Consider the following 23,009-nt stretch of genomic DNA (forward strand, 5'->3'; position numbering starts at 1 on the left):
CGGCGGTTGTTGGCGGCCGGCGGGCAAAGGGCGTTATAGTCGCGCCCTCAAATGGTGCGCGACAGGTGAGCGGTTAAGGGTGCAAAGCATCAAGACGTGGTTGAAAGGCTTCTGGCCGGCCCCCATGACGGTCAGCCTGAGCGAGCGTGTGCTCAGCTGTGTGGGTGCGACGCTGGCGCTGCTGTTCAGTGGCTGGCTATGCCGCGAGGTGCTGGGCAGTGCCAGCCCCTGGCTGATCGCGCCCATGGGCGCGTCCGCGCTGCTGCTGTTTGCCGTGCCGGCCAGCCCACTGGCGCAACCCTGGTCGATTCTCGGTGGCAACCTGGTCTCCGCAATTGTCGGCGTCAGTTGCGCCACCTGGCTCGGCCACGACGCGCTGGTGGCGGCGCTGGCTGGCGGCCTGGCGATTGCCGGGATGTTTGCCCTGCGCTGTCTGCATCCGCCGGGTGGCGCGGTGGCCCTGACCGCGGTACTGGCCGGCCCGGAAGTGGCACAGCTGGGTTATCACTTCGCCCTCTATCCGGTGGGGCTGAACACCATTGGCCTGCTGCTGATTGCGCTGCTGTTCAACAACGCCTTGCGCCGGCAGTACCCGCACCGCCCGCTTGAACATGGCAACGTGCACAAGACCCGTGATCCGATCCCCCGTGACCGCCTGGGCTTCACTCCGGCGGATCTGGATGCCGTGCTCAAGGCCCGCGGCGAGTTGCTCGATATTTCCCGCGAAGACCTGGAAGAGATTCTTCTGCAAACCGAGGCGCGGGTTTATCAGCGCCGCTTTGGTGAGGTGCGCTGTGGCGACATCATGTCCCGCGATGTGCAGACCCTGACCGAGCATGTCAGCCTTGCCGAGGCACGCATTCGCCTGCATCAGCATCGGCTTAGCGCCATGCCGGTGGTCAACGCACAGGGCGAGTTGCAGGGCATGCTCAGTCTGCATGATCTGCTGCTGGTCGACGCTGCTACGCAGACCGTCAGCCAGTGCATGCGCCGGCAGGCTCCGACCTGCCGCGCCGACTGGCCGGTGACCTACCTGCTGCAGATGCTTACGGACAGCGATGTGCATCGTCTGCCGGTGCTGGATGAAGGCCGTCAGCTGTTGGGGGTCGTCACCCAGTCCGATCTTTTGGCGGCGCTGTTTCGCATGTCGCTGCTGGGTACTGCGCCTGCGGCGCGCGCTGGCTAGGCGTGGGTCTGGGTTATCCTGTGTGCTTCCCGTTGCCCGGTTGTTGAGTCTGCCCATGTCTGTCGATGCCCGTTCCCCCTCGAATATGCGCCCCAGCACCCTGCATCTGCCCCGTGGCAACTGGGCGACGGTGTTCGAGTGTCTGTGCGCGCATTTTCCGGCGATTGCGCCGGCGGTGTGGCAGGAGCGGATCGCCCGTGGCCGGGTGCTGGACGCCCAAGGCCAGCCGCTGGGGCTGGAGGCGGCTTATCGCGAAGGGCTCAAGGTGCATTACTTTCGTGAGGTGCCGGCAGAGACGCCGATTCCTTTCGAGGAAACCCTGCTGCATGTCGATGAGCATTTGCTGGTGGCCGACAAGCCGCATTTTCTGCCGGTGATGCCCGCTGGCGAATACGTCGAGCAGACCCTGCAGGCGCGCCTGGCCAAGCGCCTGGGCAATGCCGACCTGGTGCCGCTGCACCGCATCGATCGGCACACCGCAGGCCTGGTGCTGTTTTCCACCAATCGGCAGAGTCGTGGTCAGTACCAGGCGTTGTTTCGTCTGCGGCAGATGGACAAGTGCTACGAAGCGCTGGCCCCAGCCTTGCCGCAGTTGGAGTTCCCGCTGCTGCGGGCGACGCGGCTGGAGGGGGGCGAGCCCTTCTTCCGCATGCAGGAAGTCGCCGGTGAAGCCAATAGCGAGACCCGTATCGAGGTCGCCCAGCGCCTGGGTGAGCACTGGTTGTATCGGCTGTATCCGGTGACGGGCAAGAAGCATCAGCTGCGCGTTCACCTGGCCGCCTTGGGCGCGCCGATTCTCAATGACCCCTTCTACCCCGAGGTCACCGATACCCCGGATGCACCGGATGACTACAGCAAACCGCTTAAATTGCTGGCCAAGGGCCTGAGCTTTATCGACCCGCTGACCGGTGTGCGGCGCAGTTTCGAAAGCCAACTTAGTTTGTTGTGAGGTTGTAGCCTGGATGCAATCCGGGGAAGCGGACTCCCGGATTACATCCGGGCTGCGGGTTAATCCGCTTGCTTCTCTGCCGCCTGCCAGAGCACTTCATCGATCCCCTGACGCTTGGCGATCAGTCGTGCGGCGACGAACAGCAGGTCGGACAGGCGGTTGACGTAGGCCAGGCCGACGCCGCGTAGCGGCTCCACGGCGTTCAGGTGCTGGCAGCGGCGCTCGGCGCTGCGGGCCAGGCTGCGGCACACGTGGGCCTGGGCGATCAGGCGCGAACCACCGGGCAGAATAAAGTTCTCCAGCGGGCCGACTTCTTCGTTCCAGCGGTCGATAGCCGCCTCCAGTCGCTCTATCTCCGCGGCCTGCAGCGCCTGGTAAACGGGCATCGCCAGTTCCCCGCCGAGATCGAACAGGCGGTGCTGGCAGGGTGCTAACACCTCGATGATTTCGCCGAGCCCCGGCCATTGGGCTTGCTGTTCGGCGAGGTCGGCCAGCAGCAGGCCGAGTTGGCTGTTCAGCGTATCCACCTCGCCCATGGCGTCCACTCGGGGATGATCCTTGGTGACCCGGCGGCCGTCGGCCAGGCCGGTTTCGCCGGCATCGCCGGTGCGGGTGTAAATCTTCGACAGTCGATAAGCCATGGTTACTGTTCCGTATCGGCAGGTGGGGCGGCCAAGGGCAGGCGCAGGGTGAAGCAGGTGCCCTGACCGGGCTTGCACTGCACCTCCATCTGCCCCTTGTGGTTGTTGGTGATGATGAAATAGGACACGGAGAGCCCCAGGCCGGTGCCCTGGCCGATTTCCTTGGTGGTAAAGAAGGGCTCGAAGATGCGCTTGCGCACCGCCTCGGGCATGCCGACACCGTTGTCCTCCACCTGGATTTCCGCCCAGGGGCCGGCGAGCCGGGCGCGCAGAATGATCTTGCCCGGTACCTTGCTGTCCTGGCGTTGGTGGATGGCCTGGGCGGCGTTTTTCAGCAGGTTGAGCAGCACCTGTTCCAGTTCGTTGGCGGTGCCGGGTACCGGGCCCAGGGCCGGGTCATACTCGCGCACGATGGTCAGGCTCTTGAAGTCGAAGCTTTCGGTTAGATCGAAGTCGTTGCTGGCGATTTCCAGGGCCTGGTCGATCAGGCTGGGCAGCTGGCAGGGGGCCAGTTGGCGGTCGCTGAGGCGGCTGAAGTTGAGCATGTGGCTGACGATTTTCGCCGCCCGGCTGCCGGCCTGCTGGATGCCGTCGAGCAGGCGCGGAATCTCGCGAGCATTGAGGTAGCGGTCGATGGCTTCCAGGCAGATGCCAGCCTGCTCGGCTTGCTCGCGGTTCTTTTCCAGTTCCGGCGACAGCCGCCGGCGGATGTTCTGCACGTTATGCAGAATGGCCCCCAGGGGGTTGTTGATCTCATGCGCCATGCCGGCGGCCAGGCTGCCGACCGAGAGCATCTTTTCCGACTGCACCATCATTTCTTCCAGGCTCAGGCGCTGGGTAATGTCGTCGATCCGGATCACCACGCCGCGCCCGGCACTGCCGCTCAGGGGGTAGAAGGTCAGGGCGTAATAGCGCGGGGCGTCGGGGGCACCCCAGGCGACTCGCTCGACCTTTTCCACCTGATGTTGTTCCACTGTGCGCTTGAGCTGGGGCAGAAAGGGCTTGAGCGGCGGGAAGGCGAGAAAGATCGGCTGGTTCAGCGCCTCGTCCAGGCGCGTGCCGGAGAGGCTGCTGGCCTCCTGGTTCCACTGGGTGACATAGAGCTGCTCGTCGAGGGCGATCAGCGCCGAGGGCATGGAGTCGATGATGCTGTTGAGGTACTTCTGGAACCCGGTGAGCTTTTTCTCGATCTTGCTGCGCACCTGCACTTCCAGCTCCAGCTTGCGGTTGGAGTGACGGGTTTCCTCGGCCAGCAGCTGGGCCTGGTCGAAGGCCTGCTGGGTGTCGTCGCGGGCGCGCTTGAGCTGCTGTTCGCGGGCCTCCATGCGCGACAGCATGGTATTGAAGGCCTCGGCCAGGCTGCCGATTTCGTCGGCATTGCCGCGCCGTGCGCGCAGGGCGTAATTCTCCTCGCGGGTGACCTGGCGTGACAGTTCCTCGAGGCGGCGGATCGGCCGCGTGATCAGGCGTTTGACCTGGCGCGAGACCACCAGCCAGAGCAGCACGCTGAGCGCCAGAATCACCAGGCTGGCGGTCAGCGTGCCGGTATAGAAGGCCCCCGGCAGCTCGCTGGAGGCGACCAGCAGGAGGAAGCCCGGGGCTCCGTCGGGCTGTGGCAGTTCGACCAGCTGGTTGATGCGAAATTCGCTGTGGCGCCAGGACTCGACCTGTTCCACGCGCAGCGGCAGTTGCAGTTTTTCGCCGCGCTGCAGCTGCGCCAGGCTGACGCCATTGCTGTCGTAGATCACCGCCGCCCGCAGTGGTACGTAGTCATCCAGGCGCTTGAGCAGGGTTTCGGCCGCCTGCGCCGAGCCCAGGGCTTCATTGCTCAGGGCCGGGCTGGCAATCAGCCGGCCGAGGGTGTGCAGCGCCTGGGGGGCCACGCTTTGTTGGGATATCCAGTAGGCCGCGCTGATAAAGGCCAGGTTGGCCACCAGTAATACGGTGGCCAGCAAGGCCAGCAGGGCGGCGAGCAGTTTGCGCCCGACCGGAAGGTTTTCGAGGTGCTGACGCAGGGTCATGGCGGGGTGGGTCGCGGTGGTGTAGGTGCAGGCAGGTTAACGCGTGGCTTAATGGCTGGGCAATCCACGTGCATTGAGGTGAGCCCGCAGGCGTTCGTGCAGGGCCTGCAGATGGGGCAGGGTAAGCGCGTGACGCTGCGCGGCTGCGCAGGCGTAGCCGAGCAGGTAGGCGATCTCGGTGCGCCGGCCCTGGCTGACATCCTGATGCATGGAGGAGTAGTTGGCGGCGGTGCCCTGGATCACCCGCAGGACTTCTTCGTGCAGGTCTTGGGCGGCCGCAGCCTGTCCGCAACGCTGCAACAGCTCGCCGAGTTCGGCGCACAGGCTGGCGATTTCGGCCGGGTGTTCACGCAAGCCGCCGTTGCGGCAGTCATGCAGCACGGTCAACGGGTTGATCGCGCAGTTCAACGCCAGCTTGCGCCACAGGCGGCCGAGAATATCCAGGCTCCAGTCATGCACGATGCCGCTCTGTTCGAGCTCGTTGAGCCAGGCCGGGGGCGTTGGCTCGCGTGGGTCGCCGAGCCAGGTATGGCCGTGGCCGGCGAAGACCACGCGAAAGTCGCGCTCACGAAAGGCCCCTTCGGTGCTCGAGGCCAGAATGCAGCGCGCCTGGGGCACCTGCAGGGCCACCCGATCCTGGCTGCCCAGGCCGTTCTGCAGCAGGATCAGCTCGGCCCCGGGCACCAGGCGCGGTGCCAATTGGGCCGCAGCCGCTTCGGCATCATAGGCCTTGCAGGCCAGCAGCAGGCGTTGAATGGGTTGCGTGTTGTCGGGCGTTTGCGCGGCTACCGGATAGAGTCGCGCCTGATCCTGTTCGACCAGGGTCAGGCCGCCCGCCTGGTGGTAGGCCTGCAGGCGCTGTGGGTCGCGCAGGATCAGTTGCACCGGCACGCCCGCTCGGGCCAGCCGCGCGGCCCACAGGCTGCCCAGGCTGCCTGCGCCGAGAATATGCCAGCTCATCCTGGCGTCTAGCGCGGCAGGGGCAGGCGCAGGGCGGTAACCAGGCCACTGCTGTAAGAGTCCGGCAGCAGCTTGGCGGCATGCTCCTGCAGGGCCTGGGGCGTGCAGGGCAGGCCTTTGCTGTCGAGGCCGATCAGGCTGATGCCGGCCTTGAGGCTGATAAAGCCTTCGCTGGTCTTGAAGGCCTTGAGGTTGATGCCTTCGTGCAGGCGCTTGAAGCTGCTGGGCGAGCACTCGTGAAGGTCTTCGAGCATGGCGATCAGGCCGAAATGCATTTCGTCCAGGCGCACCAGGATGTCCAGGGGTCGCACCAGCTGCTGCAGGCGCCGGGCGACGCCGCTGAGCAGTTCGTTATAGAAGCGCTCGCCGTATTGCTGGTGCAGGTCGTGGACATCCTGCAGGCCGATCATCAGATAACACAGGGCACCGCCGCGCGATTCCACCTGGCGCAGGCTGTCGAGCATCCTCTGCTGCAGGTAGCGGTTATTGCCCAGGCCGGTCAGCGGGTCGACCAGGTTGCGCTGCTCCAGGCTGGCGATATTGTCCGTGAGCAGGCGGTTTTCCTGGAGCAGGCGTTGCAGGGTGTTGCACAGGCGGTCGGCGGCATACACCCGTGGCACCAGCTGCTCGCTCATGGCTGCCTTGTTGATAAAGTCATCCACGCCACTGTCGAAGGCTTCACCCAGGACGTTTTCTCCCTCCTTTCCGGTAAGCAGGATGATGTAGGTGTAGTGGTGGGTCATTTCATCGAACTGGCGCACCTGTTCGGTCAGTTCCAGGCCATTCATCTCCGGCATCAGCCAGTCGGCCAGCAACACGCTGGCGGGGCGCTGCTCCAGAAGCCGAATGGCTTCGGCGGCGCTGCTGGCGAAACGCAGGTCCTGATAGCCCGCCTGGGTCAGGGCGCGACCAATCACTGCGCTGGAAAACTTGGCATCGTCCACGACCAGAATGCTGAGATGGGGGTTGGGCATTGGCAGGCTCGCTGGGGAGAATCGCATAGACCCGGTACATCGCCGGGCAGTGTTTGTCGCTACCGCTATATAATGGCGCGGTTTTTTAACCGTCAAGCAAGGCGCATTCCTTCTGTGATGCGGAATGCGCTGTTTATCAGGAGAGAATCCATGCCCTCATTCGACGTGGTGTCCGAGCTGGACAAACATGAAGTTACCAACGCGGTCGACAATGCCATCAAGGAACTGGAGCGCCGTTACGACCTGCGCGGTAAAGGAAGCTTTGAACTGAAAGAGCTGACTGTCAACCTGACAGCCGATGCGGATTTCCAGTTGGAGCAGATGGTCGAGATTCTCAAGCTCAGCCTGGTAAAGCGCAAGATCGATGTGCAATGCCTGGAGTTCAAGGATGCCTACCCTTCGGGCAAGAGCGTCAAGCAGGAAGTGATTCTGCGTGAAGGCATCGAAAAGGAGCTGGCAAAGAAGATCGTGGCTCATATCAAGGACAGCAAGCTCAAGGTCCAGGCCGCGATCCAGGGCGAGCAGGTGCGCATCACCGGCAAGAAGCGCGATGATCTGCAGGAGGCGATTGCCGCCCTGCGCGCCAAGGATTTCGGCATGCCGCTGCAGTACAACAACTTCCGTGACTAGGGCGCGGAGTTGAACCTCATGGCGTTGCAGGCGTCGCACGGCCTGTAGTCGCAATAGAACCGCCACGGCTTGCCGTGGCGGTTTGTTTTCAGCAGTGCAGAAAAGGAGTAGCAGATGGAAATGAACGTCGAACAACTGGTGAAGATGTCCGAGACCTGGTTGCCGGTCATGATGCAGTACGCCGGGCAGTTGACCCTGGCAATCATCACCTTGCTGATCGGCTGGTGGCTGATCAATGGCCTGATCGGCAAGGTCGGCACGCTGATGCAGCGGCGCAATGTCGACCGCGCCCTGCAGAGCTTTATCGCCAGCCTGGCGGGGATCATCCTCAAGGTGCTGCTGTTGGTCAGCGTGGCGTCGATGATCGGTGTGGAGACCACCTCCTTTATCGCCGTGATCGGTGCCGCCGGCCTGGCCATCGGCCTGGCGTTACAGGGCAGCCTGGGGAATTTCGCCGGCGGGGTGCTGATCATGTTGTTCCGTCCCTTTCGCGCTGGCGACTGGATCGAGGCTCAGGGCGTATCGGGCAGTGTCGACAGTATCCAGATCTTCCACACCACCCTGAAAACCGCGGACAACAAGGTGGTGATTGTGCCCAACGGCAGCCTGTCCAACGGCCATATCACCAACTACTCCCGCGAGTCCACGCGCCGTGCCGATATCAACCTGGGAATCGACTACTCCAGCGATATCAGGCTGGCCCGTGAAGTGCTGCTGAAGATTGCCGAAGACCCGCGGGTGCTCCGCGACCCCGAGCCTGTGGTGTTCGTCACCGGGCTGGGTGACAGCGCGGTCAACCTGTCGCTGCGGGTCTGGGTGGCGACTCCGGATTTCTGGCCGGTGACCTTCGGCTTTACCGAGCTGGCCAAGGAGCGCCTGACCGAGGCCGGTATCGGCATCCCCTTCCCGCAGCGCGTGGTGCACCTGGTGCAGCCCAGCTAACCGGCCTCTGGCGGTGCCGCGACCAGTTCGTGGTGCCGCCGTTAGGCTGGGAGGCCTTTGACTGCGCGGCCGAAGCTGGCCCGGTAGTGGTTCAGTAAAGATTCCCAGTCCGCCTGGTTCCAGGGCGAGTGGCGGCGCAGTTGCTGCAGGTCGTGGCGGGCCGCCTGGTCCGGGAGCAGGCGTTTGCGGGACTTTTCCAGGTCCAGCAGGGCGACTTCGGCCTGCCCGCTGTCGCTGATCTTGACGAAGATGTGCTTGGCATACAGGCAGCCGTGCTGCCAGCGCGCCTTGTGCAGGCGTGCGAGGTTTTCCGCGATCAGTTGCAGCAGGTGCTGGTGGGCAGGTTCGCCATGGCGCTCGCGGCCCTGGGTGAGGTACCAGTCACTGATCGGCTGGTAGCCTTCCAGGGCTGCGGTTACCAGCAGGCCACGCCAGCCCTGGCGGCTGTGCTCGGTGGCGCAGTAGACGATTTCGGGCACGCATACCCCGGCCTGGCGTGCGCCGAGAAGGGCATCGCGCTCACGCAGCACCGTAGGGCGACCGAAGGGGTGCAGCAGGCTGCGGTAGGTATGTCCGGTCTGGCGTTTGGCGTAGAGCAGGCGGTCGGCCTGAAGGATGCGTTGCACGCCGCTCTGGCCGCCGCGCCGGATATTGGGCTCTTCCACCCATTCGCCCTGTAGCTGCCACCAGGTTTCGAGGCTGCCTGGGGCAGGCATTGAGACTGCGTCTGCTGTCATGTTCCGCTCCGCTCTGTAGAAGCGTCAGCTTCGGCATGCCCGTGGCCGATATGAGGCGCTGCGCTTCAATTATTGTTGGTTGTTATCTGTTCCGCGGTCGTAGACGGCGCATCGCCGTTGGCCTGAGGGCGTTCGCGACGCCATTGCAGGACAATCAGGATCAGGGTCGGCACGCCCAGCAGGGCGGTGACGATAAAGAACTGCTCATAGCCGAACTTTTCCACCATGACCCCCGAATAGCCACCGATCATACGCGGCAGCAGCAACATGATCGAGCTGAGCAGCGCGTACTGGGTGGCGGAGAACTTCAGGTTGGTCAGGCTCGACAGGTAGGCGACGAACGCCGCAGTGGCCAGGCCGGCGCTGAAGTTATCGGCAGAAATGGTGAGGATCAGCATCTGCAGGTCCGCGCCCATGCTGACCAGCAGCATAAACAGCAGGTTGGTCGCCGCCGAGGAGGCACCGCCGATAAACAGGATCGGCAGTATGCCGAAGCGCACGATCAGCAGGCCGCCGATGCCCGCGCCGAGCAGGGTCATCACCAGGCCGAACAGCTTGCTGACGCTGGCGATCTGGTCCTTGGTAAAGCCCTGGTCGATATAGAAGACGTTGGCCATGACCCCCATCACCGTGTCCGACATCCGGTAGGTGGCGATCAGCCCCAGCAGCAGGAAAGCCTGCCAGCGGTAGCGCAGGATAAAGTCGTTGACCGGGGTCAGCACCGGTGCGAGGCCGCGGCGGCCCATGCTGGACAGACACAGGCTGGTGAGAATGGTGTAGAGCAGGGCTCGGAGGAAGGCGCGGTCTTCCAGCAGCAGGTCGAGCAGGCTCGCTTCGCCGTTGATCACGCTGACGAAATCGGTGTGGTAGAGCTGGGTGAACATCGCCGGCACCGAGATCAGCAGGACGATCAGCACCAGTACCGAGGCGATCTGATGGCTGAAGCCATAACGGGCGGCAGCCAACTGGGTGCGCAGCGGCACATCCGGCTCGCGCATCCACAGGCTGGTGAGCAGGCCGGGCAGCATCATCAGGGCAAACAGCAGGTAGGTGCCGGCCCAGGCCCCGTGCTGATAGAGCAGGGCGGTGGAGCCAAAGCCTTCGGCGAAATACAGCGCGCCGGCAGTAGCCAGCAGGGCGGCGACCCGATAACCGGCCATATAGCTGGCGGCCAGGGCAGCCTGACGGGTGTCGTCGACGATTTCCAGGCGATAGGCATCGACGGCGATGTCCTGGGTGGCCGAGGCGAACGCCACCAGCACGGCCAGTGAGATCAGCCAGGTTAGGTGGGTTTGCGGGTCGCACAGGGCCATGCCGGCCAGGCCGATGGCGATCAGGATCTGCGACAGCACCAGCCAGGAGCGGCGCCGACCCAGCTTGCCCAGCAGCGGCAAGCGCCACTGGTCGAGCAGCGGCGACCAGACCCATTTGAAGGCGTAAGCAAGGCCGATCAGGCTGGCAAAACCAATGGTGTCGCGGGCCACGCCGGCTTCGCGCAACCACACAGATAGGGTGGAGAACACCAGCATATAAGGCAGGCCGGCGGCGAACCCTAGAAGGAGCAGCACCAATGTCGAGGGGCTGGAGTAGGCGGCAATGGCATCGCGCCAGCTTTTACGGGGCATTGAGCGGGTATCAGCCTGAGGTTGACCTAATAAAGGGCGCACTCTAACCGCTGTTCTCCATTGGGCGCCAGCCGTACTGTCGGATATCCACTCTATCGTTATGGCTAAATATGCCTTCGGCCTTGAGCCGGCCCCGCTGCTCGTTACCCGAGGGGGTGCCTGCCGCCAGGCTGAGCCGGCCACCTGCGGCTACGACCCGATGCCAGGGCAGCGTCGTACCTTCCGGCAACTGGCTCAGGGTGCGCCCCACCCAGCGCGCCGCGCGGCCCAGGCCGGCCAGCTCGGCCAGCTGGCCGTAGCTCACCACACGGCCAGCGGGCACCTGCGCCAGCACCAGATAGAGCGCTTCGCGGCGTTCGGCCTGGCTTGCTGGCAACGGCTTCGGCGCGTCATGCTGCGGCGTATTTTTCGCTGATCTGCTCGGTACTTTCGCCATGTCGCTACGCATCCTGCTGCTCTCGGTTCTTCTCGGCTGGGCCATGCCCCTTTGGGCCGATACGGTCTGGCTGAACAATGGTGACCGCCTGAGCGGCGAGATTCTGTTGCTGGACGGCGGCAAGCTGGCCTTGAAGACCCGTTACGCCGGCCAGGTGCTGATCGACTGGAAGAATATCGACACCCTGAGTTCGGAAAAACCCCTGCTGATCCGCCGCAATGGCTTCGACAACGAGCACAGTCAGCAACTGGAGGCAGCCGGCAAGGGCATGGTGCGGGTGGTCAATGCGACCAGCCAGACCGTGGCGCTGGCCAGTATCAAGCGCCTGATCCCGCCGCGCCTGGTGCTGCAGGACCGGGTATGGGAGGGCAATCTGGACGCCAAGCTGGATATGAAGCGCGACGACAATATAACCGACGAGTGGAAGCTCAAGGGCAATACGCGCATGGAGCATGGCCGCTGGCGGCATGGGCTGCGGGGCGAGCTGGAACGCAAGGTCAAGAATGAGGTGAAAACCGCAGACAACTGGCAGCTGGAGTACGACCTCGACCGCTTTATCACGGATAACTGGTTCTGGCGGACCGGTGCCGAGCAGAACGAGGACGAGTTCTCCTTCGTGACCCGGCAGCGCTCGCTCGGCACCGGGCCGGGCTACCGCTTCTGGGATAACGAACTGGGGCGTTTCGACATGATCGGCCAGTTCAACCGCATGCAGCTGCAGACCAGCGAGGGCGAGCTGAGCTTTTCGACCTATTCCCTTGAGTGGGATTACAAGCGCCTGCTGTGGGGCACGCGGCTGGAGTTCTTCAGCAATGCCGAGCTGCAGGTCCCCGCCATCGAGCAGATCGACTATGTGCTCGACAGCGAAGTGGGCCTGCGTTATCGCCTCAATAGCTGGGCGCGGCTATCCCTGCTTTACGAACTCGATCAGGTGCGCGGTCTGGGGCGTACCAGCAGTAAGCGGCATTACCTGCTCGGCGTCGGTGTCGGCTGGTAAGAACATTAGGATGAACTCGGCGTGATCCTGTCGGTCAGTACTTGTTCTGCCGCCGCGCTTGAGGATAATGCCGGCCTCCGTTCACCCTAGATATTGCAAATTACCCCCTATGTTTTCCAAGACCCTGCTATGCCTGGCCCTTTCTGTGGCTGCCACTTCCGCCCTGGCGGATACCGTCTGGCTGAAGAACGGCGACCGCCTAACCGGCAAGATCAAGTTCTACGACGGTGGCAAGCTGTTGCTGCAAACCGAATACGGCGGTGCCATCGCCCTGGACTGGAGCAAGATCGCCACCCTGGAAAGTGATCAGGAGCTGTTGATCAAGGAAAATGCCGTGGCCGGCGAGCGCACCAAGTCCCTGCACCCCGCCGAGCCTGGCAGGGTGGTGTTGGCCAATGGCGGCGAGCCCAAGACCATCGAGCTGGCGAGCATCAAGCAGATCCTCAAGCCCAAGCCGCTGGTTGAAGACCTGGTCATCAAGGGCAACCTCGACGCTTCCCTGGATTACAAGCGCGCCGAGCGCGATACCGACGACTACGATATCGACCTCAAGACCCAGGCGCGTCACGGTCTGTGGCGGCACAATGCACAAGCCGATTACAACCGCGAGTTTCAGGATGACGTGGTCACCACCGACAACTGGGGTGCCGAATACGCACTTGACCGCTTCCTGACTGAGAAGTGGTTCTGGCAGGGGCGCTTCGAGTACAAGCGCGACATGGTCGAGGAGCTTGAGCGTCAGCGTACCGTGGGTACCGGTCCGGGTTACCAGTTCTGGGATAACGAGCTGGGTGCCTTCTCCGTAGTCAGTCTGCTCAACCGCACCGACTACGAATACAGCAATGGCGAAAGCGACAACTTCTACGCCGCGAGCCTGAAGTGGGATTACAACCGTTACCTGGTCGGCAAGAGTGTCGAGCTGTTCAGCGATGGCGAGGTGGGTAAGCCATTGGACAACGTAGCGGACTACACCCTGGATGCAGCCTTGGGGCTGCGTTACAAGCTGACCGACTGGGCCTCGCTGAATATGAAGGCCGAGAAGGATCTGGTCAGCGGTGCAGAAGGCGAGCTGGATGAAACCCGTTATAGCTTGGGCTTTGGCGTCGGCTGGTAAGTATTTGGCCGTCGATCTGCTGCGCGTCGGCCCTGCTGCGTTAAAGACAGGCTCGGGTGCGAGCCCAGTCCGCTTCCTCGCCGCTTTGACCAGCCGGAGGCTGTTACTAACGTAGCGCCTTTCAGGTCTCTAGCTCGCTAGATCTTGAAAAATTAGAAGCAAAAAAAGCCCCGCATTGCGGGGCTTTTTGTTTGCCGCGTGTCGATCTAGCCGATCAGAGACGCAGGCCGCCGTCGAGCTCCAGGATCCGACCGGTGTAATAGTCGTTTTCCAGGATATAGGCCACCGAGTGGGCGATCTCGGCAGGCTTGCCCATGCGGCGCAGCGGGATGACCGAGGTCATGCGCTCCAGCGCTTCGGGCTTCATGCTGGCAACCATTTCAGTTTCGATAAAGCCCGGTGCAACGCCGGCGACACGGATGCCGTAGCGCGCCAGTTCCTTGGCCCAGACCACGGTATCAGCCGCCACCCCGGCCTTGGCCGCGGAGTAGTTGGCCTGGCCGATATTGCCGGCGCGGGAGATGGAGGAGATGTTGATGATCGCGCCTTCGCTCTTCAGCTCGATCATCTTCGCTGCCACTTCGCGGGTGCAGAGGAACACGCCGGTCAGGTTGACGTCGATTACCGACTGCCACTGGGCCAGGCTCAGCTTGGTGATTTCGCCGTCCTTGACCTTGATGGTCAGGCCATCACGCAGGATCCCGGCGTTGTTGACCAGGCCATTGATTGCGCCGAAGTCTTCGGCGATCTGTGCCACGGTCTGGGTGACCTGCTCTTCGTTGGCGACGTTGCACAGGTAGGAGCGCGCTTCCACGCCCAGGGCCTTGCAGGCGGCCACGGCTTCATCGAGTTTTTCCTGGTTCAGGTCGACCAGGGCCAGCTTGGTGCCTTTGCTCGCCAGGTATTCGGCCATGGCGCGGCCAAGACCCTGGCAGCCGCCGGTGATGATGATGACTTTATCTTTGAGTTGCATCGCTTATCCCCTCAAGTGGTGTCGTGTAACCTCGCTGGCCTGGTAGTAGCCTGTCCGTTAATGACGGATTCTTTGCAAGGAGTCAGATTGTGAGCGTGAAAGCCGGCAAGCATGCCCGAGAATTGCTGCTCAAGGAATACCGTGGCGTGCTCAGCACCCATTCCAAGGCCATGCCGGGATTCCCTTTCGGATCAGTGGTGCCCTATTGCCTGGATGCCCAGGGCTGGCCGCTGATCCTCATCAGCCGCATCGCCCAGCACACCCACAACCTCAAGCAGGACGGCAAATGCTCGCTGCTGGTGGGCGAGCGCGGAGCCGAGGACGTGCAGGCGGTCGGCCGTCTTACTGTGCTCGCACATGCGCGACAATTGCATGACGAGGCGCAGATCGACGCCGCTGCGGCGCGCTATTACCGCTATTTCCCGGATTCGCAGAATCATCATCGCGTGCATGACTTCGACTTCTGGCATCTGGAACCGGTTCGTTGGCGCTATATCGGCGGTTTTGGCGCGATTCACTGGCTAGACCAGGTGGCGCTGGCCAATCCCTTTGCCGGTGATAGCGAAGTCGATATGCTCACGCACATGAACCGCGACCATGCCGCCGCCATCGCTCATTATGTCGAGCTGGCGGGGCTGCCCCGGCATACCCCGGCCGAGCTGGTCGGCATCGACAGCGAGGGCTTTCATCTGCGCATCGGTCAGGGCCTGCACTGGCTGGGGTTTGCGACGGTCTGTCAGACGCCGCTGGAAGTGCGTCAGGCCCTGGTGGCGCTGGCTCGCGCCGAAGTCTGGCCGACCGGCGGTCAGGCTTCAGCTTGAATTCAGCGCAACACCCCATACTTCCCTCTTACTGGAAGTCTTTTTCCGCTAAGGAACCTTTGATGCGTGCTTTTTTGTTTTTGTTTCTGCTGTTTCCCGTTATCGAGCTGGCGCTGTTGATTCAGGTCGGTAGCGCCATCGGCGTGCTGCCAACTCTGCTGCTGGTGATCGGTACCGCCATTCTTGGCAGCATTTTGCTGCGTGTAGCCGGTGTTGCCACCGCCTGGCGCGCCCGCGAGCGACTGGCCCGCGGCGAGTTGCCCGAGCAGGAAATGCTCGAAGGCCTGCTGATTGCCGTCGGCGGCGGTCTGTTGCTGCTGCCGGGCTTTATCAGCGACATCTTCGGCGTGTTCTGCCTGATTCCCTTCACCCGCCGTCTGCTGGTCAACAAGCTGCGCCTGCGTGCCGCCGAGCAGGCCATGCGTCAGCGCGCCTTTTTCGACGACCAGGCCGCCCACTCCGGCCACGCCCGGGCCCGGGTGCTGGAAGGCGAGTATGAGCGGCGCGACTAGTCGTCCCTAGGCGCGTTCGAGCCTGTTGGCGGGCCGCTGCGCGGCAAAAAAAATCAGCGGCTGCCCTTGAAATCACTCGTATCGCCCTTATGTAGCGGTCACCGCAAGGTTTTCTGTCGTATCGGCAGATCAGACTTCAGCGTTGTGCCTGGCACGGCGCTACCGGCTCCGCCGGATTTTGCTAACCCGCCGGTGAAAGCACCGGCCGCTGTAAACCATCTATTGGGAGAGATCGACAATGAAGCTTCGTCCTCTGCATGACCGCGTCGTAATCCGTCGCAGCGAAGAAGAAAAGAAAACCGCAGGCGGCATCGTGCTGCCAGGTTCCGCTGCCGAGAAAGCCAACAGCGGTGAAATCCTCGCTGTCGGTACCGGCCGCGTGCTGGACAACGGTGAAGTACGTGCCCTGGCCGTTAAAGTCGGCGACAAAGTGGTGTTTGGCCCTTACTCCGGCAGCAACACTGTCAAAGTTGACGGCGAAGACCTGCTGGTAATGAGCGAGAACGAAATTCTCGCTGTAGTTGAAGGTTGATTTCAGCGCCCCGTCGCTACGAATTCCGCTCTATTTGAACGAATCAAGGAATAACCATCATGGCTGCTAAAGAAGTTAAATTCGGCGATTCCGCCCGCAAGAAAATGCTCGTTGGCGTCAACGTCCTGGCTGACGCGGTAAAAGCGACCCTCGGCCCGAAAGGCCGTAACGTAGTTATCGAGAAGAGCTACGGCGCACCGACCATTACCAAGGACGGCGTTTCCGTTGCCAAAGAAATCGAGCTGAAAGACCGCTTCGAGAACATGGGCGCACAGCTGGTCAAGGACGTGGCTTCCAAGGCCAACGACGAAGCGGGCGACGGCACCACCACCGCCACCGTACTGGCTCAGGCCATCGTCAGCGAAGGCCTGAAGGCCGTGGCTGCCGGCATGAACCCGATGGACCTCAAGCGCGGCATCGACAAGGCGACCATCGCCATCGTTGCTGAGCTGAAGAAGCTGTCCAAGCCTTGCGCTGACACTAAAGCCATCGCTCAGGTAGGTTCGATCTCCGCCAACTCCGACAGCTCCATCGGTGAAATCATTGCCGAAGCCATGGAAAAAGTCGGTAAAGAAGGCGTGATCACCGTTGAAGAAGGCTCGGGCCTGGAAAACGAACTGTCGGTTGTTGAAGGCATGCAGTTCGACCGTGGCTACCTGTCCCCGTACTTCATCAACAAGCCGGACACCATGGTGGCCGAGCTCGACGGCCCGCTGATCCTGCTGGTCGACAAGAAGATCTCCAACATTCGCGAACTGCTGCCAGTTCTCGAAGCTGTGGCCAAGTCCGGCCGTCCGCTGCTGATCGTGGCTGAAGACGTTGAAGGCGAAGCCCTGGCGACTCTGGTTGTGAACAACATGCGTGGCATCGTTAAAGTCGCTGCCGTCAAGGCACCGGGCTTCGGCGATCGTCGCAAGGCCATGCTGCAGGACATCGCCGTGCTGACTGGCGGTACCGTTATCTCCGAAGAGATCGGCCTGAGCCTGGAAAGCGCCACCCTGGAGCACCTGGGTAACGCCAAGCGCGTGATCCTGAGCAAAGAAAACACCACTATCATCGACGGTGCTGGTCAGCAGACTGATATCGAATCGCGCGTTGCGCAGATCCGTAAGCAGGTTGAAGACACCTCGTCCGACTACGACAAAGAAAAACTGCAAGAGCGTCTGGCCAAACTGGCTGGCGGTGTTGCGGTGATCAAAGTCGGTGCCGGTACCGAAGTTGAAATGAAAGAGAAGAAAGCCCGTGTTGACGACGCCCTGCACGCGACCCGCGCAGCCGTTGAAGAAGGCGTGGTACCTGGCGGTGGTGTGGCCCTGGTACGTGCTCTGCAGTCCATCAGCGAGCTGAAAGGCGACAACGCCGATCAGGACGTGGGTATCGCGCTGCTGCGTCGTGCGGTCGAAGCACCGCTGCGTCAGATCGTGGCCAACGCCGGCGGCGAGCCGAGCGTAGTGGTCGACAAGGTCAAGCAGGGTTCGGGCAACTACGGCTTCAACGCCGCTACCGACACCTACGGCGACATGATCGAGATGGGTATTCTCGATCCGGCCAAGGTCACCCGTTCGGCGCTGCAAGCTGCAGCTTCGATCGGCAGCCTGATGATCACCACCGAAGCGATGATCGCCGAAGTGGTTGAAGACAAGCCGGCCGCTGGCGGTATGCCGGACATGGGCGGCATGGGTGGCATGGGCGGCATGATGTAAGCCAGCCCGGCTCCCACAGGCCATCGCCAGATGGCCTGCACGCTGTAAAGAAAACCCCGTGCCTGTCACGGGGTTTTCATTTTTCTCGGCTATAAACAGTCCTCGCGGAAAAGCGGTACGCCAATTGCTTCATATCTTTCGGGCTTAGCGGACTGGAGCCTGTCAATTCGGGGGGATGCTGGCCAACAGCGTGACCCCATCCTGTGTTGATTTCACCTGGATGTGCTCTGGTATGCGGTTATCCCCGTACCCAGGGATGTTGCTGTCGCGGTTTTTGCGCGTGGCACGCCATTTAAAACCGGTGGTTCCATCACGCTCGGCGCTGATACGGATGGGCAATTAAGTGACTCCGTACTGTTACTCGTGCACGAGTTGTGGGCCCGTCGGGTTAATCCGCCTGAGGATTGAACCATTTGTCCGGGGCGTGCTCGAAATCTAGTTAGGGTGTTTGCTTGCCGATCAGGATGATCCGGGCTGCATTTGTCGGAGTCCCGGCAGTAACGACCGTTTATCGCCAAGTGCGACGCAATGGTCATCGGTGATCTAGGTTAAACAAACAGCGTTTGGCAGCGCTATCAAGAGGTTGCAGTGATGAAGTTAGAAATCGCACGAGGTTTGTTTCTCGCCGGCGCACTCAGTGTGGCGTCGCTGGCAGCGGCGGCCTGGCATGAGCCGGGCACCCAGGTGATCAGCCCGGACGAGCAGGGCTACAGCCCTGTAGTGGCCAAAGTACAAACGGACAAGGTTATGCGCCCGGATCAGGATCTGCTGCTGTTTATGTTCGGCCTGTTGCAGGGCAAGGGCCCGCAAGGCTGACCCGCCTGCGCCAGTGGTAAAAAAGCCCTGCATTGCAGGGCTTTTTCGTGTTGGGCACTTCGCCCTTTCGGGCTTGCCGCAAAATGCTTCTGGCGTTGTTGTCAGTGCGCCTCGGCTGGTGTGGGTTGCGCATCGGGTTGCGCCAGCAGGCTGTACACACACGGCAGCACGAACAGGGTAAACAGCGTGCCGATCGACATGCCGGTGGCGATCACCAGGCCGATGTCGAAGCGGCTGACCGCCCCGGCACCGGTTGCCAGGATCAACGGCACCATGCCGAAGACCATCGCCGCGGTGGTCATCAGCACCGGGCGCAGGCGAATCGCCGCCGCTTCTTCGACTGCCTCACGGCGCGACAGGCCTTTCTCGCGGCGCAGCTGGTTGGCGAACTCGACGATCAGGATGCCGTGCTTGGTGATCAGTCCGATCAGCGTCACCAGGCCCACCTGGGTGTAGATGTTCATGCTGGAGAAGCCGAGGAACAGCGGAATCAGCGCACCACAGATCGACAACGGCACCGTGACCATGATCACCAGCGGGTCGCGGAAACTCTCGAACTGCGCCGCCAGCACCAGGAAGATCAGCGCCAGGGCCAGGCCGAAGGTGATGTACAGCGCGTTGCCTTCCTGCACCAGCTGGCGTGACGCACCGGCGAAGTCGTAGGCGTAACCGGCCGGTGCTTCCTCCAGCATGATCTGCGTAACGGTATCGACGGCTTCACCCATGCTGACGATGGGCACGCCCTGGATGATTGCCGAGTTGAGCTGCTGAAACTGGTTGAGCTGGGTCGGCCGCGCGCGGTCGCTGACCTTGACCAGCGTCGACAGGGCCAGCATCGCGCCGCTTTCGCTCTTCACGTAGTAGCTGCCCAGCCACTCCGGGTTGTCGCGATACGCGCGCTCGACCTGGGCAATCACCTTGTAGCTGCGCCCGTCGATGGTGAAACGGTTGATCTCGCCTTCACCCAGCAGGCTGGCCAGGGTCAGACCGAGGTCTTCCATCGACACACCCATCTGCGCGGCTTTTTCGCGGTCGATTTCCACCACCACTTCCGGCTTGTCGAAGGCCAGGTCGACGTCGAGGAAGGCGAACTTGCCGGATTCCACCGCGCGTTGCTTGACCCGCTCGGTCACCTGCAGCAGCGACTGGTAGTCGTTGGGCGTGTTGATCACGAACTGGAACGGCAGCCCCTCGCCGGTACCCGGCAAGGACGGCAGGTTGAAGCCGAATATCTGCAGCCCGGCGATCTGCGACAGGCGACCCTGCACCTCCGGCAGAATCTCCATCTGAGTGCGCTCGCGTTGGTCCCACGGCGTCATCAGAAAGCCGCCGATACCCGACTGCACACCGTTGAAGCCGTTGATCTGGAACGAGGAGTAGTACTCGGGGAACTCCTTGAAGATGGTCACGAACTCGTCGGTGTACTTGTTCAGGTACTCCAGGTTGGTCGGCTGGGGCGCGCTGGCCATCATAAAGATGATGCCCTGGTCTTCTTCCGGGGCCAGTTCGCTTTTAGTGAACTTGAGCAGCACCGGGATCAGGCACATGACGATCAGCGCAAACACCAGCACCACCGGGCGGGTATCCAGGGTGCCGTGCAGGGCGCGCTGATAGCGCTGCTTGAGGTTGTCGAAGATCTGGTCGAGCTTGTGCGCCAGGCCCGATGGGTTCTCGTCATGACGCAGCAGCTTGGCGCACATCATCGGCGACAGGGTCAGGGCGACGATGCCGGAGATGATCACCGCGCCGGCCAGGGTCAGGGCGAACTCCTTGAACAGCGCGCCCGTGAGGCCTTCGAGGAAGCCGATAGGGGCGTAGACCGCCGCCAGGGTGATGGTCATCGACACCACCGGTACGGCAATCTCCCGCGCACCCTCGATGGCGGCATCGAACGGCGTTTTGCCTTCCTCGATATGCCGGTGAATGTTCTCCACCACGACGATGGCGTCGTCCACCACCAGGCCGATGGCCAGGACCATGGCCAGCAGGGTCAGCAGGTTGATCGAGTAGCCCATCAGCTGCATAAAGAACAGCACGCCGATCATCGACAGCGGGATGGTGATTACCGGGATCAGCACCGAGCGGAACGCGCCGAGGAACAGGAACACCACCACGATGACGATCAGCACCGCTTCGAACAGGGTCTTCACCACCTCATCAATGGAGGCCTGAATAAACAGCGTGGCGTCATAGGCGATGGACACTTTCAGGTTGGGTGGCAGCTGCGCTTCCAGGTCCGGCATGACCTTGCGCACTTCCTTGATCACGTCCAGCGGGTTGGCCCCCGGCGTGCCCTTGATGGCGATGTACACCGAGGGGGTGCCATCGAAGGAGCTGATCGAGTCGTAGCTTTCCGCGCCCATTTCCACCCGCGCCACATCGCGGATCAGCACGCGGCTGTCGCCGACTGTCTTCAACGGGATGGCAGCAAAGGCCTCGGCCGATTTGAGGTCGGTTTCGGCGTTGATGCTGGTGACCACGTACTCGCCTTTTACTTCACCCGCAGCAGCGAGGAAGTTGTACTTGCGCACCGCCTCATTCACATCGCTGGCGGTCACGCCGTAGGCACCCATCTTCACCGGGTCGAGCCACAGGCGCATGGCAAACACCTGATTGCCGAGGATCTCGGCCTCGGCCATGCCGGGCAGGGTGGCCAGCTTGGGCTGGATCACCCGCGACAGGTAGTCGGTGATCTGCGGGTTGGACAGCTCGTCGCTGTAGAAGCTGATGTACATCAGCGCCGTGGAGTCGGCGGCTTCCTTGCTCAGCACCGGGTCTTCGGCGTCCTGCGGCAGCTGGTTCTTCACCTCGTTGGCCTTGGCCAGCAGTTCGGTGAAAAGACGGTCGCTGTTGGCACCGATGCGCGCGTAGATCGAGATGATCGACACATTCTGCCGGCTCACCGAGGTCATGTAGTCGATGCCGTCGGCGCTGGCCAGACTCTGCTGCAGTGGCTGGGTGATATAGCCCTGGATGGTCTCGGCATTGGCCCCGGGGTAAGCCGTGGTCACCGTGATCAGGGCGTTTTCCATCTGCGGGTACTGGCGGATGGTCAGTTTGCTGAATGCCTGGAAGCCAAGCAGGATGATCAACAGACTGACCACGGTCGCCAGTACCGGGCGACGGATAAAGGGATCAGTAAAAGCCATAAATAAGTTCCTTTACGCCAGCGCGCTTACTCGGCGCTCGGCTTGGCCTGGGCGTTGGCGATGCTGACATGGGCACCGTTATCCAGCTTCAGCTGGCCGGCGGACACTACCTGCTCACCGGCCTGCAGGCCTTTGCTGATCACTACCTGGCCTTCGCGGCGCTCGCCGGTGTCGACGAAGCGGCGCTCGACCACCAGTTCGGCCTGGCCTTTGGCGTCTTTGACCACCTGGCCGTCTTCACCTTTCTTCTCGTCAATCACGTACACCGAGTTGCCATACAGGGTGTAGGTGATGGCGGTTTCCGGTACGACGATCAGGTTCTGCTCGCCGGGCAGCAGCACTTCCAGGTTGGCGAACATGCCGGGCAGCAGTTTGCTCTCCGGGTTGACCAGCATGGCGCGCACCTGCACGTTGCGGGTGGCGTCTTCGACCTTGGGGTTGATCGCGGCGATTTCGCCCTCGAACACCTCGTCCGGGTAAGCCGCCACGCTGAAGCGCACGCGCACGCCGACAGCCAGTTTGGGCACCGCCTGTTCCGGCAGGAAGAAGTCGACGTAGAGCTTGCTCAGATCCTGCAGGGTGGCGATGGTGGTGCCCGAGGACAGGTAGTCACCAACATCGACCTGGCGGATGCCGATGGTGCCGGCAAATGGCGCGAGGATACGTTTCTTCGCCAGTTGCGCCTGCAGCTGGGCAACGCTGGCGTTGGCCTTCTGCAGGCTGGCGGAGAGGCGGTCGAACTCGCTTTTCGAGATGCTCTGGCGCTTGATCAGGCTGCGCCCGCGCTCGAACTCGACCCGTGCCAGGCCCAGTTCGGCCTGGGCGGTGGCCAGGCTGGCCTGCTCGACATCGCTGTCCATCTGGATCAGCGGCTGCTGCAGGGTGACCTGCTCGCCGGAGCGGAACAGCACCTGTTGCACGGTACCGCCGACTTCCACGGTCAGGTCGACGCCCTGGAAGGCTTTCAGGGTGCCGATGGCCGGCAGGCGACCCTGCCACGGGCGTTCTTCGGCCGTCGCGGCATCGACGTTGATGGCCGGCTGCGGGGCCGAGAACATCTGGATTTCTTGGTAGATGGAGAAGCCTTTGTAGGCGGCGAGGGCGAGTACCACGAGGAGCACGACGCCCAGCATGATCAGCATGCGGCGGAGCAACATATTCCGGTTCCTTGGCAGGGCAAATGGGGCCTGGGAATAGGCAAGAAGGGCACCTTAATCCTCGTGCAGAAGCCTGTCAAAGATTCGCATTTACAGCACAATGTGGTGCAAAAGTTGCCTGATTGATCAAGTGT

Annotated in this window: 21 protein-coding genes; 11 read left to right on the plus strand and 10 right to left on the minus strand. The window is 62.3% G+C overall.

What is annotated here, in order from left to right:
* Positions 1 to 124 precede the first annotated feature (124 nt).
* Together WMW70_RS03640 and WMW70_RS03645 are read left to right on the plus strand one after the other, a co-directional pair.
* Positions 125 to 1,186 carry an HPP family protein gene (locus WMW70_RS03640; protein WP_341436129.1) on the plus strand — a complete coding sequence of 354 codons (1,062 nt, stop codon included), beginning with the start codon at positions 125 to 127 and terminating at the stop codon, positions 1,184 to 1,186.
* Positions 1,187 to 1,241: 55 nt separating this feature from the next.
* Positions 1,242 to 2,135: an RluA family pseudouridine synthase gene (locus WMW70_RS03645; RefSeq protein ID WP_341436130.1), complete on the plus strand. Its 894-nt coding sequence runs from the start codon at positions 1,242 to 1,244 to the stop codon at positions 2,133 to 2,135.
* A 59-nt stretch (positions 2,136 to 2,194) separates the two neighbouring features.
* Here WMW70_RS03645 and WMW70_RS03650 read toward each other — a convergent pair whose 3' ends face one another.
* The 4 genes from WMW70_RS03650 to WMW70_RS03665 are packed head-to-tail and all read right to left on the minus strand — an operon-like array spanning position 2,195 to position 6,731.
* A complete protein-coding gene (locus tag WMW70_RS03650; protein WP_341436131.1) occupies positions 2,195 to 2,776 on the minus strand; it encodes a cob(I)yrinic acid a,c-diamide adenosyltransferase in 582 nt (193 codons plus the stop codon).
* Between the two features lie 2 nt (positions 2,777 to 2,778).
* Positions 2,779 to 4,797: a sensor histidine kinase gene (locus WMW70_RS03655; RefSeq protein WP_341436132.1), complete on the minus strand. Its 2,019-nt coding sequence runs from the start codon at positions 4,795 to 4,797 to the stop codon at positions 2,779 to 2,781.
* 48 nt (positions 4,798 to 4,845) lie between these two features.
* Entirely contained in the window at positions 4,846 to 5,757 is a 912-nt protein-coding gene (locus tag WMW70_RS03660; RefSeq protein ID WP_341436133.1) for a putative 2-dehydropantoate 2-reductase, read from the minus strand.
* 8 nt (positions 5,758 to 5,765) lie between these two features.
* The gene (locus tag WMW70_RS03665; RefSeq protein WP_341436134.1) at positions 5,766 to 6,731 is read right to left on the minus strand and encodes a GGDEF domain-containing response regulator; all 966 of its coding nucleotides are present in this window, start codon (positions 6,729 to 6,731) and stop codon (positions 5,766 to 5,768) included.
* Between the two features lie 150 nt (positions 6,732 to 6,881).
* On the opposite strand from WMW70_RS03665, the gene WMW70_RS03670 reads away from it, so the two are divergent.
* On the plus strand, positions 6,882 to 7,361 hold the full coding sequence (locus WMW70_RS03670) for a YajQ family cyclic di-GMP-binding protein (RefSeq protein ID WP_341436135.1): 480 nt from the start codon (positions 6,882 to 6,884) through the stop codon (positions 7,359 to 7,361).
* Positions 7,362 to 7,475: 114 nt separating this feature from the next.
* On the plus strand, positions 7,476 to 8,303 hold the full coding sequence (locus tag WMW70_RS03675; RefSeq protein ID WP_341436136.1) for a mechanosensitive ion channel family protein: 828 nt from the start codon (positions 7,476 to 7,478) through the stop codon (positions 8,301 to 8,303).
* A 41-nt stretch (positions 8,304 to 8,344) separates the two neighbouring features.
* Here the strand turns inward: WMW70_RS03675 and WMW70_RS03680 are convergent, their stop codons facing one another.
* The 3 genes from WMW70_RS03680 to WMW70_RS03690 form a co-directional block, all read right to left on the minus strand.
* Positions 8,345 to 9,040 carry a lipopolysaccharide kinase InaA family protein gene (locus tag WMW70_RS03680; RefSeq protein WP_341436137.1) on the minus strand — a complete coding sequence of 232 codons (696 nt, stop codon included), beginning with the start codon at positions 9,038 to 9,040 and terminating at the stop codon, positions 8,345 to 8,347.
* Positions 9,041 to 9,105: 65 nt separating this feature from the next.
* The gene (locus tag WMW70_RS03685; RefSeq protein ID WP_341436138.1) at positions 9,106 to 10,665 is read right to left on the minus strand and encodes an AmpG family muropeptide MFS transporter; all 1,560 of its coding nucleotides are present in this window, start codon (positions 10,663 to 10,665) and stop codon (positions 9,106 to 9,108) included.
* 43 nt (positions 10,666 to 10,708) lie between these two features.
* Positions 10,709 to 11,101 (minus strand): MGMT family protein, encoded by a 393-nt coding sequence (locus WMW70_RS03690; RefSeq protein WP_341436139.1) that lies wholly within the window; start codon positions 11,099 to 11,101, stop codon positions 10,709 to 10,711.
* Here WMW70_RS03690 and WMW70_RS03695 point away from each other — a divergent pair.
* Together WMW70_RS03695 and WMW70_RS03700 are read left to right on the plus strand one after the other, a co-directional pair.
* A complete protein-coding gene (locus WMW70_RS03695; protein WP_341436140.1) occupies positions 11,100 to 12,098 on the plus strand; it encodes a DUF481 domain-containing protein in 999 nt (332 codons plus the stop codon). The two genes, WMW70_RS03690 and WMW70_RS03695, sit on opposite strands and share 2 nt — an antisense overlap.
* A gap of 109 nt (positions 12,099 to 12,207) precedes the next feature.
* Entirely contained in the window at positions 12,208 to 13,212 is a 1,005-nt protein-coding gene (locus WMW70_RS03700) for a DUF481 domain-containing protein (protein ID WP_341436141.1), read from the plus strand.
* 214 nt (positions 13,213 to 13,426) lie between these two features.
* On the opposite strand, the gene WMW70_RS03705 is transcribed toward WMW70_RS03700, so the two are convergent.
* Complete coding sequence (locus WMW70_RS03705; RefSeq protein ID WP_341436142.1) at positions 13,427 to 14,185, minus strand: SDR family oxidoreductase; 759 nt, start codon at positions 14,183 to 14,185, stop codon at positions 13,427 to 13,429.
* Positions 14,186 to 14,274: 89 nt separating this feature from the next.
* On the opposite strand from WMW70_RS03705, the gene WMW70_RS03710 reads away from it, so the two are divergent.
* From WMW70_RS03710 to WMW70_RS03730, 5 genes are all read left to right on the plus strand, one after another.
* Positions 14,275 to 15,006, plus strand: coding sequence for a HugZ family pyridoxamine 5'-phosphate oxidase (locus WMW70_RS03710; RefSeq protein WP_341436143.1), 732 nt, complete (start codon positions 14,275 to 14,277; stop codon positions 15,004 to 15,006).
* Positions 15,007 to 15,068: 62 nt separating this feature from the next.
* Positions 15,069 to 15,518, plus strand: a complete 450-nt coding sequence (locus WMW70_RS03715; RefSeq protein ID WP_341436144.1) for an FxsA family protein — start codon at positions 15,069 to 15,071, stop codon at positions 15,516 to 15,518.
* 238 nt (positions 15,519 to 15,756) lie between these two features.
* Positions 15,757 to 16,050 (plus strand): co-chaperone GroES, encoded by a 294-nt coding sequence (locus WMW70_RS03720; protein WP_325509595.1) that lies wholly within the window; start codon positions 15,757 to 15,759, stop codon positions 16,048 to 16,050.
* A gap of 59 nt (positions 16,051 to 16,109) precedes the next feature.
* On the plus strand, positions 16,110 to 17,753 hold the full coding sequence (gene groL / locus WMW70_RS03725; protein ID WP_341436145.1) for a chaperonin GroEL: 1,644 nt from the start codon (positions 16,110 to 16,112) through the stop codon (positions 17,751 to 17,753).
* Between the two features lie 591 nt (positions 17,754 to 18,344).
* Complete coding sequence (locus tag WMW70_RS03730; protein ID WP_341436146.1) at positions 18,345 to 18,569, plus strand: hypothetical protein; 225 nt, start codon at positions 18,345 to 18,347, stop codon at positions 18,567 to 18,569.
* Between the two features lie 101 nt (positions 18,570 to 18,670).
* Here the strand turns inward: WMW70_RS03730 and WMW70_RS03735 are convergent, their stop codons facing one another.
* Both WMW70_RS03735 and WMW70_RS03740 read right to left on the minus strand, forming a co-directional pair.
* Positions 18,671 to 21,718 carry a multidrug efflux RND transporter permease subunit gene (locus WMW70_RS03735; RefSeq protein WP_341436147.1) on the minus strand — a complete coding sequence of 1,016 codons (3,048 nt, stop codon included), beginning with the start codon at positions 21,716 to 21,718 and terminating at the stop codon, positions 18,671 to 18,673.
* Between the two features lie 26 nt (positions 21,719 to 21,744).
* The gene (locus WMW70_RS03740) at positions 21,745 to 22,875 is read right to left on the minus strand and encodes an efflux RND transporter periplasmic adaptor subunit (RefSeq protein WP_341436148.1); all 1,131 of its coding nucleotides are present in this window, start codon (positions 22,873 to 22,875) and stop codon (positions 21,745 to 21,747) included.
* Between the last annotated feature and the right edge of the window lie 134 nt (positions 22,876 to 23,009).

It is taken from the genome of Pseudomonas sp. XK-1, assembly GCF_038069885.1.
Lineage (GTDB): Bacteria > Pseudomonadota > Gammaproteobacteria > Pseudomonadales > Pseudomonadaceae > Aquipseudomonas.

Bases quoted from the DNA above. Each gene is read 5' to 3' on its own strand.
- WMW70_RS03675 (WP_341436136.1), top strand. From the start codon at position 7,476: ATGGAAATGAACGTCGAACAACTGGTGAAGATGTCCGAGACCTGGTTG.
- WMW70_RS03670 (WP_341436135.1), top strand. From the start codon at position 6,882: ATGCCCTCATTCGACGTGGTGTCCGAGCTGGACAAACATGAAGTTACC.
- groL (WP_341436145.1), top strand. From the start codon at position 16,110: ATGGCTGCTAAAGAAGTTAAATTCGGCGATTCCGCCCGCAAGAAAATG.
- WMW70_RS03665 (WP_341436134.1), bottom strand. From the start codon at position 6,731: ATGCCCAACCCCCATCTCAGCATTCTGGTCGTGGACGATGCCAAGTTT.
- WMW70_RS03690 (WP_341436139.1), bottom strand. From the start codon at position 11,101: ATGGCGAAAGTACCGAGCAGATCAGCGAAAAATACGCCGCAGCATGAC.
- WMW70_RS03705 (WP_341436142.1), bottom strand. From the start codon at position 14,185: ATGCAACTCAAAGATAAAGTCATCATCATCACCGGCGGCTGCCAGGGT.
- WMW70_RS03680 (WP_341436137.1), bottom strand. From the start codon at position 9,040: ATGACAGCAGACGCAGTCTCAATGCCTGCCCCAGGCAGCCTCGAAACC.
- WMW70_RS03735 (WP_341436147.1), bottom strand. From the start codon at position 21,718: ATGGCTTTTACTGATCCCTTTATCCGTCGCCCGGTACTGGCGACCGTG.
- WMW70_RS03660 (WP_341436133.1), bottom strand. From the start codon at position 5,757: ATGAGCTGGCATATTCTCGGCGCAGGCAGCCTGGGCAGCCTGTGGGCC.
- WMW70_RS03640 (WP_341436129.1), top strand. From the start codon at position 125: ATGACGGTCAGCCTGAGCGAGCGTGTGCTCAGCTGTGTGGGTGCGACG.
- WMW70_RS03740 (WP_341436148.1), bottom strand. From the start codon at position 22,875: ATGTTGCTCCGCCGCATGCTGATCATGCTGGGCGTCGTGCTCCTCGTG.
- WMW70_RS03655 (WP_341436132.1), bottom strand. From the start codon at position 4,797: ATGACCCTGCGTCAGCACCTCGAAAACCTTCCGGTCGGGCGCAAACTG.
- WMW70_RS03650 (WP_341436131.1), bottom strand. From the start codon at position 2,776: ATGGCTTATCGACTGTCGAAGATTTACACCCGCACCGGCGATGCCGGC.
- WMW70_RS03720 (WP_325509595.1), top strand. From the start codon at position 15,757: ATGAAGCTTCGTCCTCTGCATGACCGCGTCGTAATCCGTCGCAGCGAA.
- WMW70_RS03695 (WP_341436140.1), top strand. From the start codon at position 11,100: ATGTCGCTACGCATCCTGCTGCTCTCGGTTCTTCTCGGCTGGGCCATG.
- WMW70_RS03715 (WP_341436144.1), top strand. From the start codon at position 15,069: ATGCGTGCTTTTTTGTTTTTGTTTCTGCTGTTTCCCGTTATCGAGCTG.
- WMW70_RS03685 (WP_341436138.1), bottom strand. From the start codon at position 10,665: ATGCCCCGTAAAAGCTGGCGCGATGCCATTGCCGCCTACTCCAGCCCC.
- WMW70_RS03730 (WP_341436146.1), top strand. From the start codon at position 18,345: ATGAAGTTAGAAATCGCACGAGGTTTGTTTCTCGCCGGCGCACTCAGT.
- WMW70_RS03700 (WP_341436141.1), top strand. From the start codon at position 12,208: ATGTTTTCCAAGACCCTGCTATGCCTGGCCCTTTCTGTGGCTGCCACT.
- WMW70_RS03645 (WP_341436130.1), top strand. From the start codon at position 1,242: ATGTCTGTCGATGCCCGTTCCCCCTCGAATATGCGCCCCAGCACCCTG.